General features: G+C 40.2%; 14 protein-coding genes and 1 riboswitch. Of the genes, 9 read left to right on the top strand and 5 right to left on the bottom strand.

What is annotated here, in order from left to right; genetic code table 11:
* The first annotated feature begins 40 nt into the window (after positions 1-40).
* Positions 41-274, top strand: a complete 234-nt coding sequence (locus MKY84_RS03980; protein WP_342527896.1) for a hypothetical protein — start codon at positions 41-43, stop codon at positions 272-274.
* Between the two features lie 20 nt (positions 275-294).
* Here MKY84_RS03980 and MKY84_RS03975 read toward each other — a convergent pair whose 3' ends face one another.
* Positions 295-759: a YusW family protein gene (locus MKY84_RS03975; RefSeq protein WP_342527895.1), complete on the bottom strand. Its 465-nt coding sequence runs from the start codon at positions 757-759 to the stop codon at positions 295-297.
* Positions 760-857: 98 nt separating this feature from the next.
* On the opposite strand from MKY84_RS03975, the gene ytxJ reads away from it, so the two are divergent.
* Positions 858-1,193 carry a bacillithiol system redox-active protein YtxJ gene (gene ytxJ, locus MKY84_RS03970; RefSeq protein WP_342527894.1) on the top strand — a complete coding sequence of 112 codons (336 nt, stop codon included), beginning with the start codon at positions 858-860 and terminating at the stop codon, positions 1,191-1,193.
* Positions 1,194-1,205: 12 nt separating this feature from the next.
* Complete coding sequence (locus MKY84_RS03965; protein ID WP_342527892.1) at positions 1,206-2,033, top strand: STAS domain-containing protein; 828 nt, start codon at positions 1,206-1,208, stop codon at positions 2,031-2,033.
* Between the two features lie 44 nt (positions 2,034-2,077).
* Here the strand turns inward: MKY84_RS03965 and MKY84_RS03960 are convergent, their stop codons facing one another.
* Entirely contained in the window at positions 2,078-2,311 is a 234-nt protein-coding gene (locus MKY84_RS03960) for a hypothetical protein (protein ID WP_342527891.1), read from the bottom strand.
* Between the two features lie 14 nt (positions 2,312-2,325).
* Positions 2,326-2,631, bottom strand: coding sequence for a DUF3243 domain-containing protein (locus tag MKY84_RS03955; RefSeq protein ID WP_342528848.1), 306 nt, complete (start codon positions 2,629-2,631; stop codon positions 2,326-2,328).
* A gap of 209 nt (positions 2,632-2,840) precedes the next feature.
* On the opposite strand from MKY84_RS03955, the gene MKY84_RS03950 reads away from it, so the two are divergent.
* The 3 genes from MKY84_RS03950 (at position 2,841) to MKY84_RS03940 (ending at position 7,982) form a co-directional block, all read left to right on the top strand.
* Positions 2,841-4,550, top strand: a complete 1,710-nt coding sequence (locus tag MKY84_RS03950) for a mechanosensitive ion channel (RefSeq protein ID WP_342527890.1) — start codon at positions 2,841-2,843, stop codon at positions 4,548-4,550.
* Between the two features lie 108 nt (positions 4,551-4,658).
* Positions 4,659-6,266: an AarF/UbiB family protein gene (locus tag MKY84_RS03945; protein WP_342527889.1), complete on the top strand. Its 1,608-nt coding sequence runs from the start codon at positions 4,659-4,661 to the stop codon at positions 6,264-6,266.
* 174 nt (positions 6,267-6,440) lie between these two features.
* Complete coding sequence (locus MKY84_RS03940) at positions 6,441-7,982, top strand: BCCT family transporter (RefSeq protein ID WP_342527888.1); 1,542 nt, start codon at positions 6,441-6,443, stop codon at positions 7,980-7,982.
* 51 nt (positions 7,983-8,033) lie between these two features.
* On the opposite strand, the gene MKY84_RS03935 is transcribed toward MKY84_RS03940, so the two are convergent.
* Entirely contained in the window at positions 8,034-9,224 is a 1,191-nt protein-coding gene (locus MKY84_RS03935; protein ID WP_342527887.1) for an MFS transporter, read from the bottom strand.
* A gap of 238 nt (positions 9,225-9,462) precedes the next feature.
* Here MKY84_RS03935 and MKY84_RS03930 point away from each other — a divergent pair, with 238 nt between their 5' ends.
* On the top strand, positions 9,463-9,693 hold the full coding sequence (locus tag MKY84_RS03930) for a hypothetical protein (protein ID WP_342527886.1): 231 nt from the start codon (positions 9,463-9,465) through the stop codon (positions 9,691-9,693).
* A gap of 164 nt (positions 9,694-9,857) precedes the next feature.
* Positions 9,858-9,946, top strand: a riboswitch (cyclic di-GMP riboswitch).
* A gap of 46 nt (positions 9,947-9,992) precedes the next feature.
* Positions 9,993-10,856: an amidase gene (locus tag MKY84_RS03925; protein WP_342527885.1), complete on the top strand. Its 864-nt coding sequence runs from the start codon at positions 9,993-9,995 to the stop codon at positions 10,854-10,856.
* A 149-nt stretch (positions 10,857-11,005) separates the two neighbouring features.
* On the opposite strand, the gene MKY84_RS03920 is transcribed toward MKY84_RS03925, so the two are convergent.
* Positions 11,006-12,487: an FAD-dependent oxidoreductase gene (locus MKY84_RS03920; protein WP_342527884.1), complete on the bottom strand. Its 1,482-nt coding sequence runs from the start codon at positions 12,485-12,487 to the stop codon at positions 11,006-11,008.
* A gap of 137 nt (positions 12,488-12,624) precedes the next feature.
* Here MKY84_RS03920 and pepF point away from each other — a divergent pair, with 137 nt between their 5' ends.
* A complete protein-coding gene (gene pepF / locus MKY84_RS03915) occupies positions 12,625-14,433 on the top strand; it encodes an oligoendopeptidase F (RefSeq protein WP_342527883.1) in 1,809 nt (602 codons plus the stop codon).
* Positions 14,434-14,507 lie beyond the last annotated feature (74 nt).

Below are 14,507 nucleotides of genomic sequence, written 5' to 3'. Positions count from 1 at the left end.
GGCATAACAAAAATTACTTATTTAAAGGAGAGAGTAAACAATGGCAGGAAAAAACAATAAAGCACTTTTAGCAGCATTAGGTCTAGGCGCAGCTTATTTAATGCGAAATAAGGAATCACGAGACAAGCTATCTAAGCAGTTTGAATCTTTTACTAATACACCACTTCGTGGTCAAAAAAATGATTCAAATACGATTGGACAAGAAACACCTGAATCAATGCGTCATCAAGGACAGCCTGGAAAAGGCATTTTAGATGGATTGTTCGGCAAATAAAAAAAGCCCTTGGGCTTTTTTTATTTGCGATCTTCCCAATTCACTTCCGTACCATCTTCGAATTCAACTTCTAATTCAAATTCTTTATAGTCACTCACTCCAAAAGCTTCTGTAATTAATGCAATCGCTTCTTCCTTAGTTGTACTTGGCGTCAATTCAAATTGAGCAAAGATTGGATCTAACTCGGTGCCAGCCTCGTCCCCACCTAAATTAAAATCTTCCATTTTGTTTCGGTACTCAATTTCCGTTCCAGAACGGCCAGTTTCATAATCAATATCAATCACGTCATTTTCATCTGGTGTATCAATGTTTAAATCAAAGCTAGTAAACCCATAATCATTTGGAGTAACTTGTTCACTATTTTCTACTGGTGACGATTCAGCTGGTTGTGATTCCACTGTGTTATCCTGTGTTTCATTGCACCCTGCTAAAACTAAAGTTCCTAAAGCAAATGTTGCTCCCGTAAGTTTGAAAGATTTTTTCATCTTGTCAACTTCCTTTCATGAATGCATTTAAAACTATCTTTCCCTGAATCAATTTATGTTAAACTGAAAAAAGACAGTAAACAGAAGGGATGAAGAAAATGGCTGAATTACTTGAAATCACCTCTCACGAACAATGGAAAGAATTGCTTGAGCATTCACAAGATCAACCTTTCTTCCTTTTTAAACACAGCACCACTTGTCCAGTATCTGCATTTGCACACCGACAAGTACAGAGTTTTCAAACAAACTATCCTGTATATTATGTGAAGGTCATCGAAAATCGTCCTCTTTCATTAGAAATAGCTGATGATCTGCATGTGCAACACCAGTCTCCACAAGCCATTTTGGTTATGCACCGTTTATCTAAATGGAACCAATCACACTATGACATTACTGAAGAATCATTGGCATCTGCCATTGATTTCCTACTATAACAGGAGGCATCTATGGATCAGATTGTGCGAGTAAGCGAATACTTACAAGAAAATGCCGAAGTGCTAATTGATAAGATTGTCGAAGACGCTTTGAAGAATGTAACCTTTGAAATTTCAGAGGAGCAACTAAAACTTGCTCGAAAACAAAATACTGAATTCTTGCGAATGATGGCCCGCTCGTTCCCCTCAACTGATGAAGAAGCTGCGCAAGAATTAAGTGACTGGGCTGATAAGCAAGGAGAAAACAACTCACAAAACATGGAGCAATTTTCTCAATCTATCGAACCATTCGCTCAGAATCGTCTTATTTATTCAAAACACATTTCACAAGTAGCACTTGATCTAGAGGTTGGTTCTACTCAGATTGTGCGAATCATGAATCGCTTCAACTACTTGTTAGATGTTGCTATGGTGAAATCCATTAAATCATTTGAAAAGCATCAGTCTCAAAAGTTAAAAGAGCGTCAAAAACTAATTAATGAGTTGTCCGCTCCTATTGTCCCTGTACAAGAAGGAGTGGCGATTCTTCCTTTAATTGGAATTGTTGATTACGATCGTATGACTTACATTTTAAATTATGTCATTCCGAAAATCCCTAAAATGGAAGTCGATCATCTCATTATTGATTTCTCAGGTATTTTAACGATTGATTCAGAGATTGCTCAACACATTTTCACGTTACACAATGTATTGCAACTACTGGGTATCAATTTGTATTTCACGGGGATGCGCCCAAATATCACAATGGCTATTGTTCAGGGTAATATTGATTTCTCTGACTTCCATACATTTGGTTCTGTGCTTCAAGCGCTAGCTGCCATTGAAAAATCCTCAAAATAAATGAAAAAAGAGCCTGCCGAATTGCTATTCGGTAGGCTCTTTTATCAATCTGGAAAGCGTTCTTCACTAGAAGACGAATCTTTGGTATGAGTATGATTTTTCTCGTCTTTCACTTTTTGATTCAATTCTTCCATTGGAATGCTATCAACAGTTTTCATATCATCATGCATATCATAGATACTTTCTTGGTCTGTTTTCATGACCTCTGGGTTATCCATAATACGACCTTTGATATCTTGCTTCTCTTGCGTTTGATCTTTCTTTGGCTCGTGATTCATAGAAGTTCCCCTCCTTATTTACGTACCATGTTTACAAGCATGTGTGCTAAAGCATGTTGCTGCTCTTTATCTCCAGAGCGCCACAATTCTTGAAGAAGATTCTCCTCGGCATTACGTGGTTGTTCTTTTTTCGAAAGGTAGCCTGCAACAACCTCAGCTGTTTTTGCTAATTGCTCTTCACCTAATCCCATTTTTTCTCCTAATGCTACTTTGTCGCCTAAATAAGATTTGAATTGCTCAAAGTCTTGTAGGATACGATCTTTCTTTTCAGGTGATACATTTTCCATCTCGTTTTGCACTTTGTTTTGAATGTTGTCCATCATAATTGTCCAGCTCCCTTTTAAGTAGTTGTTAGTTTCCGTTTCAGGTACATCCTCAGTTTTTCCAATAAAGCTTGTTGTTAAACATCTTTCCATAAATTTGATACTTATGGTTTAGATGGTTTACGTCTAACATTGATGGGTATAGTTTAATAGCTTGGCAAAGCAGCTTTACCTATATATAAACAAAACATGAGGAGGAGATTTTATTGTTCAATGAGTACTATGTGCGTGACATGCTTTCTTTTTTACCAGATCTACTACTTGCATTACTGGTCTTATTAATTGGTTTTATCGTTGCAAAGTTTGTGGAGAAATTGGTTTACAAAGGTCTTCGCAGATTAAATGTGAACGAACGCTTGGGTAACACCAAGTCAAAGTGGTCTGTAGAAAAGGTTATTAGTAAAGTTGTATTCTTCATCTTATTATTACTCGCATTCGTACTCTTCTTTAATATTATGAACTTAGATACATTCGCAGCACCTTTCGCGAACATGTATGACACTTTAACTAGTGCGTTCTTAAATATTCTAAAAGCTGGTTTAATCCTATTAGTTGCTTGGGTGCTTGCTACTCTGGTAAAAAAAGGGATTCAGTTACTTGGCAATAAAGTAGACTTTGATAAATTTGGCCAAAAGACAGGAATGACTGCTTCTGGTGAGCAGAAAACTAAGTGGACAGATACGTTAGCAAATATTGCTTACTACTTGATTTTCTTATTGTTCTTACCAGCTGTATTAAACGCTCTAGGTATTGATGGCCTAAGTGGTCCATTCGAAGATATGCTTTCTAGCTTCATTAACTTTATTCCTAAGTTAGTATCAGCTGCTATCGTCTTTGCGATTGGCTATTTCATCGCTAAGTTAGTACGTAACTTGGTGGAGAAGTTCCTTCACTCAGTTGGTGTTGATCGTTTTACAGATAAGTTAAATCTTAAAAACACTTCAACAACATCAAACACTAGCCTTTCTAAGATTGCAGGATTGATTGCATTTGTATTGATTTTAATCCCAATCACAATCACTGCTCTTGAAATCCTTGATTTAGAAGGCATTTCTACTCCTGCCATTGCAATGTTGAATGATATTATGAGTATGATCCCACAAATCATCGTTGCCATTATCCTGGTCATCGTTGGTATTTACGTAGCCAAATTCGTTAAAGATTTTGTTGTGAATCTATTGAATGGTTTTGGTATCAACAACTTAGCTACTAAAATGGGCCTTAATTCTTCAAATGCAAAGAATTTTGACCTAGCCTCTATTATTGGTACGCTAGCCCAAGTGTTAATCGTCTTGTTGTTTGTTATGGAAGCACTGCAACTGGTTAACTTGGAGTTCATGGTTTCTCTAGGTAGCGCAGTATTTGCATACTTGCCTATGGTAGTAGCAGCTCTTGTTATCCTTGCTGTAGGGTTCTGGTTAGCTAATCTTGCAGAGAAATTAGTAGGTAGCCTGATGAAAGATTCTTCAGGGTCTCCTCACTTCTTACGCTTAGTAGCAAAATATGCGATTCTAGGATTTGCCTTCTTCATGGCGCTTAGCCAATTAGGTATCGCACCTGGCATTATCCAGTCTGCGTTCATCTTAATCTTAGGTGGAGTTGCATTAGCCTTTGGTTTAGCCTTTGGACTTGGTGGTCGCGAGCACGCTTCTCGTTACTTAGACCGTATGGAGAAATCAATTGACGATGCAGAAGTAGACAAAGAAAATTACGAACAGAAAAAAGAAGAATTAAAACAAAATGCTAAAGATGATGTGAAAGCAGCTCAACAAGAAGAGCGCTTCATGCACGGCTCAGCAGCACATGCTGATGATACTCTTGCACAAGATGTTCCTCATGACACTGGATTTAACCTTCCAGAAACAAATGATCTTCACCCTTACTCAGATTCACCAGAAGATCACCGTAAAGAATAGTAGATACACACAGGCAGGCTCGCATTGCGGCCTGCCTGTTTTTTATGTGAGTTCTTGGACTCTTGGTCTCAAGCCCTCTATAATGAGAGCTACAAGGAGCGATGTCGAGTGAAAAATGTAGCCTGGTACCGGATGTATCGAATCGTCTGGATGTCTATCAAATTCTTTTTACAAGTGTATTTCTTTCAACGCAAATACCGTGGCCGCTTCACCCCTACTATTCAAGCAAAATGGGAACGGTTGATTGTCAAACAAGCAATAGAATACAAGGAAACCGCGCTTTATCTTGGTGGGTTAATGATCAAGGTTGGGCAATTTTTATCAGCTCGAGCAGACGTCCTCCCCCAAGCCTTTATTGAAGAACTCGAAGGAATGACAGATCGAGTGCCTGCAGTAGAGCGAGATTTAGCGATGAACGTTTTAGTAGAAGAATGGAATGGACCCATTTCTCAATATGTGAAGACGATTTCCAATGAATCTATTGCATCTGCCTCTATCGGTGAAGTCTATAAAGCCACTCTGCTCGATGGACGAGATGTAGCTATAAAAATCCAACGCCCTGGCATCGAACAAATTATTCGCTATGATTTTAAAGCAATGCGAGTCGTTATCTGGTTAGCGAAACGCTTCACGACATTCACGAAACAGATTGATTTTGATCTCCTTTACCGAGAGATGGAAAGCACACTACTTCCTGAACTAGATTTTCTACAGGAACTTCGACATGGTCGATCGTTCCATCAACGGTTTAATGATTTAGTAGGTATTTGTTTCCCTATTTATTATGAGGACTATTCCACGCGACGCGTCCTAGTAATGGAATGGATTGAAGGAACTCGTATCACTAATCTTTCGTTTATGGAAAAACACAATATCGACCCTTCAGAAGTAACCGAACGATTATTTTTATTGTTCATGGAGCAAGTGCTGCGTAGTGGTGAATTTCATGCTGACCCCCATGCAGGAAACATGATGATTCAAGAAGATGGTACGATCGTGCTTCTTGATTTTGGAATGGTAGGGTCGATTACACCCGCACAGACACGTTCTATAACTAAAGCTATTCAAGGGGTTCTGTTTGAAAATGACGACCAAATCTTAGATGCTTTAGAAGAGTTGAATTTCTTGTTACCTAACGCAGACCGACCTCTACTCGCCGATACGATTCGTCGCATGATTCTTGCCTATGAAACTAATGAGCTTGCAAAGATGGACAGTTATGTTGTCGAGCGTTTACTTACAGATATACGTCATATCGTCCGTACCCAACCTGTACAACTACCTGCCGAATTTGCCTTTTTCGGTCGTGCCTTAACAACATTTGTGGGGGTTCTTCATGCATTAGATCCAAATGTGGATCTTCTTGAATTAGGAAAACCGCGTATTTTGACTTGGACGCGTGAAAAAGCCCTCGGTAATGAGCAAGCTGACCAACAGGATCGTCTACTTTCCTGGTTGCAAAAAGGAGCTATTCCTCTTCAGAAAGTCTATTCTCTATTAGACGAACCAGCTCGTCTACGAAAACTAGTGGAAGTTACTACAATCGAAAAAGTTCGCGTTCAACATGTATTTTTGGATCGAGCCGTCCATGCAGTAATGGGGGCCATTTCACTCATAGCCTTTTTCATGGGTGTTTTCTTCCAACATGCCTGGTTAGCTAGTACTTCTGCAATTTTTGGGATCGTTTTCTTAAGAAGCTTTTATAAAAAAAGATAATGTCCATTTGAATCAAAAACTTGTTTATGGTAAGGTTGCAACTGTCTACTACTCACAATCAAAAACACTATGCCGAATCGGCTAGTGTTTTTTTGTTTGACCATTATTGGCGACAGGTATGGGTATAAAGACATAATAAAATGAAAGAGGAGGAGATGTATATTGAGTGCGTCTATGTGGAAAAACAAAGTATTTGTTATCTCGGCGAGTATCATCGGCTTTTTTGTAGTAATCGGGGCCATCTTACCTGAACAGTTTGAACAAGTGGCAGGTGCTTTATTTGGATTTACAACGGTGAATTTTGGTTGGTTTTATTTATTAGCCGTTTTTATCATTATCGCTTTTCTCATTTTCTTGGCTTTTAGTAAATATGGAAAAATACGATTAGGTGGCGAGCACGAACGACCAGAATTCAATTTCTTCACGTGGATTGGGATGCTATTTTCTGCTGGTTTTGGAGCAGGTCTTGTCTTTTGGGGAGTTGCCGAACCAATGAGCCACTACTTTACAAGTCCATTTGCTACCACTGAAGCTCAGACAGAACCTGGTGCACGTCTTGCAATGGCTTATTCATTCTTCCATTGGGGTATCAGTCAATGGTCCGTCTTTGCTATGGTAGGATTAGTAATTGGCTTCTTGCAATTCCGTAAAAAACAAAATGGTCTTGTGTCTACCGCATTAGAACCCGTTACAGGAACAAAACCCGCTGTAAAAGGAACAATTGATGTCCTAGCTGTTGTAGCTACCGTCATGGGACTTGCTACGTCAATCGGTTTAGGTATTTTACAAATGAATGGTGGATTGAATGCAGTATTTAATGTACCAAACGCTTTTTGGGTGCAGATTATCCTAATAGCCGTCATGTTTGTAGCTTACATGTTCTCTGCTTCTACAGGCCTCTCTAAGGGAATCAAATATTTAAGCAATTTGAATTTGTCACTTGCGATTCTTCTTTCCCTTTTTGTTTTTGTAACAGGTCCTACTGTTTTCATTTTAGAAACGTTTGTGTTGGCACTTGGTGATTATATCAGTAATTTTGTTCAATATAGCTTGCGCCTTCAACCTTATCAGCAAGGTGTCTGGGTTAAAGACTGGACAATCTTCTATTGGGCATGGGCAATTGCCTGGTCTCCTTTTGTAGGTGCGTTTGTTGCGCGTGTATCTCGAGGACGAACTATTCGCGAGTTCATTGCTGGGGTTATGGTTATTCCTCCAACGATAGCCATGATTTGGATAGCTATTTTTGGTGGTACTGCACTATACAAAGATCTAAATGAAAATGCAGGAATCGCCGAGGCAGTAAATGCTGATCTAACACTGGCTCTGTTTGAAACGTTTAATCAATTGCCGTTCAGCACCATTACTTCACTACTTGCTATCCTGTTGATTTTCACGTTCTTAGTAACGTCAGCAGATTCTGCTACGTTTATTCTAGCAAGTATGACTAGTAAGGGCAGTTTGAACCCTGCCACTTCACTCAAGCTCGTGTGGGGTGTATTAATGGCGCTAATAGCCGGTATCTTGTTATTCGCTGGTGGCTTAGGTGCCCTTCAAACTGCGTCTCTCATTTCGGCACTTCCGTTCACCGTTATTCTACTTCTATTAATAGTAGCGATGTACAAATTGTTGAAGAAGGAACCTATACCTATCTCAAAGAAAGAAATTCAACGATTCAAAGAGATTCAAGAGCATATTGAAAAGAATAATCGTGACTAAAAAAAACTCTGATTTGGATTTTCATCCGAATCAGAGTTTTTATTTACTTGATTAATTTCTTACAAAACGATTACCAGCTGCATGAAGAGCCACAATTAGTAACAGTACACATGTGATAATAAACAGGATAGTTGGTACATACCAGCTACCAGTAGACTCATTCACAAATGCGAATAATACAGGGCCTGCCGCCGCAAGCAAATAACCGATGGACTGAGCAACACCCGAAAGTTCTGCTGCTTCCATTCCAGTTTTTGTACGTAGAGTGAACATCATCATCGTTAGCGCAAATGACGTACCTCCTGCAAATCCAATCAAGATCATCCAAAGTACAATTAAAGCACCTTGCGAATCTAGAAGAAGTCCCGTAAATCCAATAATATATAAAATACTGAAGAACCAGACGAGTGGTCGTTGATTCACCATTTTGGAAGCTAGGATTGGGGCAATGAAGGTCATTGGTAATTGTGCAAACTGCATGAATGACAACATATAACCCGCTGAATCTGGATTCATTCCCTTTTCAATCAACATAGCAGGAAGCCATGCAGCTGTCGTATAGAAAATTAAAGACTGAAGTGCCATCATCAGAGTTACACTCCATGTAACAGGCGATTTAAGGATCGATGGATTGTCCACGATTTCAGCTGCCGCATCTACAGGTTCTGTTTTACGATGCTTTAACTGAGGAAGCCAGATGACAACCGCAAGTACTCCAAGAAAAGCCCAAATGCCTAAGGCACCCTGCCAACCAAATGATGTTTCAGCGGCTACTGGGTAGGCAATACCTGCTCCAAGTGCAGCTGACAAGTTCATCACTACTGAAAAAACAGCAGTTAACAGTCCGACATGTAGTGGAAAACGGTCTTTAATAATAGAAGGTAGCAATACATTACCAAAAGCAATGGCCACACCAATGATGGCTGTTCCAAAGATTAATAATGTAATCGAGCCACCTGAACGCAGTGCAATACCTGCGATCAATAATACAATTGACCATAATAGCGTTGCTTCCGTACCGATTTGTCTAGCTACCTTTGGTGCAAAGGGAGAAACTACCGCAAAGGCAAGTAACGGAATAGTGGTTAATAGACCCACAAGTGTTGTTGACATCATTAAGTTATTTTGAATGAATTCAGTGACTGGTCCAACTGCTGTTAGTGGCGATCGAAGAGTCAGTGACAGAAAGATAATACCTAATATAAACAACAGAAGACCTTGTTGTTTTGTTGGTTTTGTCATATATATCCTACTTTCTAAATGTGTATGATTAGTGTTTTTATCAGTAAACCTTATTTAGTATACACTATTTTATCGTATGATGTCAGACCTCTTGTTTGAATTTCATGTGTGTTTTGCCCTATTTTTTTATAGGTTGGTTTGTTTCGCGATTAGGCTGGGTATTTTTCTATCAAGTACAAGTTATGGCAGTAGCCTTTACTTATTAAATTGAAGTTAATTTGTTGAGGAGGAATTACAAATGGAAAAATTAGCAGCAGGTCAAAAATGGTTTAAAGTTGGAGCAGCAGCATTCTTATCAGTAGGTCTATTAGCAGCTTGTGGAGACGGTGTCGATCAAGACAATATCGACGATGGCACAGAACAAGAAGTTGAAGAAGATGTAAATGATGCAGGTGAAGAAGTAGAACAAGAAGTAGACGAAGCTGAAGATAATGTGGATGACACGGACGACGAGGAAGATTCTGAGTAATCCTTAGTCAAAATCCCCAGAACCTACGCATTTGCGTAGGTTTTTTTAGTGTGAATTCGACCTTTCCCCCTAGTAAGCTCGTGATTTTATCCAGTAATTCTTCAAAAAATATGAAGTTCCACCTCTAGCAATCTCAATTTTCTGTTTTATACTGACACTATAACTGTTGATAAAGGCAAACTTGTTCGAAAGACAAGGACGCAAAGCCATGAGCCTAAGCATACTGTGTATGTACGGTAGTCAGGTTGCCGACATCCTTCAAGGATGATTGGTGAAATTCATCTTTGGAGGGGATCACAATGAAAAAAATTATTTGTAGTGTGTTGTTATTCTTATTACTTATGGGGGGCACTCACACCATGGCGCAAACGCCAGATCGAGCTACATGGTTATGGAATCCATGGATGTTTTATGATTCTCCACAATCTACTTTGACATTTTTGCAACAGAAGCAAATTTCAATCGTATTCGTCCAAATTGATGCAGATATCCCACGCGCTAAATATCATGCCTTTCTTACTGGAGCTCATAAATTGAACATAAAGGTATATGCACTCGATGGCGCTCCGAATTGGGGCAATTCGACTGGAGCTAAGGCAAAAAACAAATTTAAAAATTGGCTTGCCAATTACCAAACAAATGCACCGGCTACAGCTAAGTTTGATGGTATCCATGTAGACATCGAGCCCTATGGTCTTGCGGAATGGGACACTAAACGAGCAGCTACAATTCGAGGTTTCCAAAATGTTATCACTGAGCTTGCGGCTTATGCAAAAGTTCAAAAGCTTCCATTTGAAGCAGACATCCCTTTCTGGTTTGATGAAATCAATTACAACAATCCCGCTTATGGTAAAGGGAATCTTGCAGAATGGACCATTCGTTCAACTGATGGTGTAGCTTTAATGTCTTATCGGGATACTTCTCAAGCCATTATTGACATCTCAACAAAAGAAATGCAATGGGGACAACAGTATGGCAAACAAGTACGTGTAGGTGTCGAAACAATGGAGTCCAAGGAGCATCCGTTCATCAGTTTTCATGAAGAAGGCGAACAAGCGATGGAGCGTGCTCTTGTAGATGTGAATACTGCATTTAATGGCTATTCATCGTTTGCTGGTGTTTCCGTGCACCACGTAGGAAGTTGGATGAATTTACGTCCGTAATCCCTTTTTTTCCCTTTTAGGTACCTGTGCACGAAACTATTCAGATTATGAACTACAATTTCATAAAAATACAGGCCCATCCCATGCTTTACTGGGGTGGGCCTCCATTTATGCAAATTGTGTTGAATTTTTCGGTGCACAGGTACCTACTAAATAAAAGGCTTCTTGGCAATGGAACGAGCAGCATGTAAGCCACTTGTCGTCACTCCGATCGTCCCACCCCCTGGGAAAATGTGATCGCCACATAAATACAGTCCAGGCAGCCCAGACCGGTGAGAGGTTGCTCCGAATAAGGCATGCCAAGGTGTTTGCGCAAACCCGCCAACAAATCCGTTCGTTCGCATCGTATAATTTTCCCACCCTCTTGGTGCCCCGTCCTCAATAAATTCAATTGCCGCTAGAAAACCGGGGTGTTGTCCTTCTACTGCATGTAGGATGCGTTGCTTCACGACTTCTCTGTACGCATCATACTTCTCTTTTGAATCCCAATGGATGAGGTCTGTATGCGTGGAGATAGTAATCGTCTGATACCCTTCTGGTGCTCGTAAGCGGTCCTCTGGTTTAGATGCTGATACAAAGAAATGCCATCCTTCATCCATCTCTCCGTTCGTTCCGTGAGAAATTTGTTGGAAGGGCTGTAAAGGTTCTTGAAGCTTCTTCGAATCAATAGCGATGTACAGAGAATACGTCCCCCATGTCTCCTTTTTCGGCATGTCTCGTAACGTTTTAGGCAGTTGCTTCCACTGGTCCGATTCCAGCAAGTTAGCTAATTGTCTTGGATCTCCATTGAACACCACAGCATCTGCCTCGTAGTGATTCCCTCTATGATCCTCCACCAACCAGCCACCTCCCTTACGTCGTATTTTCGTGACCGTTCTAGGTTTTTTGATGACCCCGCCTGCTGAGCGGACAGAAGAGGCGAGCGCTTCTCCAAAACGATACAAACCACCTTCCACATAAAAAGCTCCTTGGTGATAGATATCCAGAGCAATGCAGGAAAACAATGTGGAAGCATGCCGAGAAGTAGTCTGCATACTGTCAATCAAAATACCGTCTAGTACATGTCGAAACTCTTTGAGCGTATCGAGTTTATGCTTATGTAACAAGGACTCTAACGGTTGAAGCAGTATAGGCATAAGCTTTACATGATGAGGCCGAAGAGCTTTTACTATAGCTGAGACATCTTGAAGTTGTTGTGGCGGCATGACGGGTAAGGGCTCCATTAAGGTACGAGTGCGCTTTGCTATATCAAATACTTCGTTATAAAAAGCTTTGATTTCTTGTTTATATGTAGGAAATTGGCTAGCTAGTGTGTTGACAAAAGTCTCTCGGTCTTGTGAATAAGGTATTGTAAATTTTGAATGGTGCAAGTCCATAACAGGATTAAGACGCTCTGCTGGAATTGAAATGTCTAGATGGCGAAAGATGCGGTCATGAATACCACCAGGCTCTAAAGCCATTCCAAGTGTTGCTCCAGCCGCAAATAAATACGGGTGCCGTTGGTATTTACCAGCACAACCGGCAAGCTCGGTCATGGCTTCTAAAACTGTCACTTGGTGTCCCTCTTTTGCCAATAAGGCTCCTGCAGTTAACCCACCAATTCCCGAACCAACAATCACAACTTGCTTCATCGAGGTCCCCTCCTTTTCTTTCTACAGTAAGAAATTCCGGAACAGAACGCAATTTCCTTGCCTGACACTTTCTATTTTTCTGATTAATCGGTATACTTGTAATTGATTCGAAATCCGTAATAGTTAGGAGAGAAATTATGAGCTTACCAAACCGCAAAGAGGTTCCTGTTGAACAAACGTGGGATCTGACACATTTATTTTCTACTGAGGCTGACTACGAGGCTGCCATTTCTGACCTTAAAGAAAGCGTAAAACAATTTGAAAGTACGTACAAAGGGTCTCTTTCTTCAGCAGATGACGTCGTCAATGCCGTAGCTGCTTATGAAGCGATCTACAAAAAAATTATTCCTATTGGTACATATGCAAGCCTTGCTTTAAGTGTGGATCAAACGAACGTAGAGGCGCAGATGCGTGCAAGCAAATTTGGTTCTATCTCTGCACAGCTTGGAAGCCAAATGGCGTTCTTAGAAAGTGAACTTCTTGTTCTTTCAGAAGATACTCTTACAGAAGCTAAGAATAAATCAGACGATTATAGCCATTATTTAGAGGAACTGCTTCGTGCGAAACCACATCAACTGCATCCAGAAGTAGAAAAGACTTTGGCTGCCCTGTCTACCGTTTTTGACGGGCCCTATGAACTTTACAATACGACAAAAATGGTCGATATGAATTTTGCTGATTTTGAAGCAAATGGTGAACAGCACGGATTGAGTTATGTAGCATTTGAAAATGAATTAGAAACAGAGAACAACACAGAAGTTCGTCGAGCTGCTTTTACTGCGTTTTCTGAAAAACTTCGTCAGTATCAACACACAACTGCTAAAACTTACGATATGCACATCCAACGTGAAAAAACGATGGCAGACCTTCGCGGCTATGACAGCGTATTTGATTACTTATTGTTCAATCAAGAAGTGGACCGTACCCTGTACGACCGTCAAATCGATTTAATCATGAACGAATTAGCGCCACATATGCGCAAGTATGCAAAACTTCTACAACGTGCACATGGTTTAGATAAAATGACATTTGCCGATTTAAAGATTTCACTTGATCCAAGCTACGAGCCAGAAGTAACAATTGAAGAATCTCGTAAATACATGCAAGATGCACTTGGCATTATGGGCGAAGATTACATCGATATGGTGAACCGTTCGTTCGATGAGCGCTGGACTGATTTTGCTAATAACAAAGGCAAATCAACAGGTGCTTTCTGTTCAAGTCCTTATGGCTATCATCCATACATCTTGATTTCATGGTCAAGCAAAATGAACGAAGTTTTTGTACTTGCACACGAACTTGGTCATGCAGGTCATTTCTATAATGCGCATAAACATCAAAACACGTTTAACTCTCGCCCATCACTGTACTTCATTGAAGCTCCTTCTACAATGAATGAGATGCTGATGGCCAACCACTTGCTAGGTACATCGAACGATCCACAGTTTAAGCGCTGGGTGATTTCATCAATCGTAGCTCGTACGTATTATCACAATTTCGTCACACATTTATTAGAAGCAGATTACCAAAGAAAGGTTTATGAACTAGTGGATTCAGGGAATAATGTAAATGCAGGCACATTAAACAAACTGAAACGTGAAACTCTTGAACAGTTCTGGGGCGATGCTGTCGATGTGACAGAAGGCGCTGAACTGACATGGATGCGTCAACCACACTATTACATGGGTCTTTATCCATATACGTATAGTGCAGGACTGACAATTTCCACTCAAGTTTCAAAACGTATTTTAGAAGAAGGTCAACCTGCTGTTGATGAGTGGTTAAAAGTTCTACAAGCAGGCGGCACGAAGAAACCTGCTGAACTTGCTAAAATGGCTGGTGTAGATATTACAACAGAAAAACCACTTCGCGACACAATTGCCTATATTGGTGAACTTATTGAAGAACTTGAAAACTTAACAAATGAGATAGAAGCACAGAACTAAACCGCTGTCTGCTTCTGTCTTTCTGAAACGACCTAGATCCCTAGGTCGTTTTCTAATAAAGCGAGGAGTGGACG

Origin of the sequence: Chryseomicrobium sp. FSL W7-1435, from assembly GCF_038595005.1 — a bacterium.
Lineage (GTDB): Bacteria > Bacillota > Bacilli > Bacillales_A > Planococcaceae > Chryseomicrobium.
The sequence above is the reverse complement of the archived record's forward strand: the minus strand, read 5'-3'. Positions and strand labels throughout refer to the sequence as shown.

What these genes read in the sequence shown, in the direction of transcription:
- MKY84_RS03980 (WP_342527896.1), top strand. Translation starts at nt 41, where the DNA reads ATGGCAGGAAAAAACAATAAAGCACTTTTAGCAGCATTAGGTCTAGGC.
- MKY84_RS03955 (WP_342528848.1), bottom strand. Translation starts at nt 2,631, where the DNA reads ATGGACAACATTCAAAACAAAGTGCAAAACGAGATGGAAAATGTATCA.
- MKY84_RS03940 (WP_342527888.1), top strand. Translation starts at nt 6,441, where the DNA reads ATGTGGAAAAACAAAGTATTTGTTATCTCGGCGAGTATCATCGGCTTT.
- MKY84_RS03975 (WP_342527895.1), bottom strand. Translation starts at nt 759, where the DNA reads ATGAAAAAATCTTTCAAACTTACGGGAGCAACATTTGCTTTAGGAACT.
- MKY84_RS03925 (WP_342527885.1), top strand. Translation starts at nt 9,993, where the DNA reads ATGAAAAAAATTATTTGTAGTGTGTTGTTATTCTTATTACTTATGGGG.
- MKY84_RS03965 (WP_342527892.1), top strand. Translation starts at nt 1,206, where the DNA reads ATGGATCAGATTGTGCGAGTAAGCGAATACTTACAAGAAAATGCCGAA.
- MKY84_RS03930 (WP_342527886.1), top strand. Translation starts at nt 9,463, where the DNA reads ATGGAAAAATTAGCAGCAGGTCAAAAATGGTTTAAAGTTGGAGCAGCA.
- MKY84_RS03960 (WP_342527891.1), bottom strand. Translation starts at nt 2,311, where the DNA reads ATGAATCACGAGCCAAAGAAAGATCAAACGCAAGAGAAGCAAGATATC.
- MKY84_RS03935 (WP_342527887.1), bottom strand. Translation starts at nt 9,224, where the DNA reads ATGACAAAACCAACAAAACAACAAGGTCTTCTGTTGTTTATATTAGGT.
- ytxJ (WP_342527894.1), top strand. Translation starts at nt 858, where the DNA reads ATGGCTGAATTACTTGAAATCACCTCTCACGAACAATGGAAAGAATTG.
- MKY84_RS03920 (WP_342527884.1), bottom strand. Translation starts at nt 12,487, where the DNA reads ATGAAGCAAGTTGTGATTGTTGGTTCGGGAATTGGTGGGTTAACTGCA.
- pepF (WP_342527883.1), top strand. Translation starts at nt 12,625, where the DNA reads ATGAGCTTACCAAACCGCAAAGAGGTTCCTGTTGAACAAACGTGGGAT.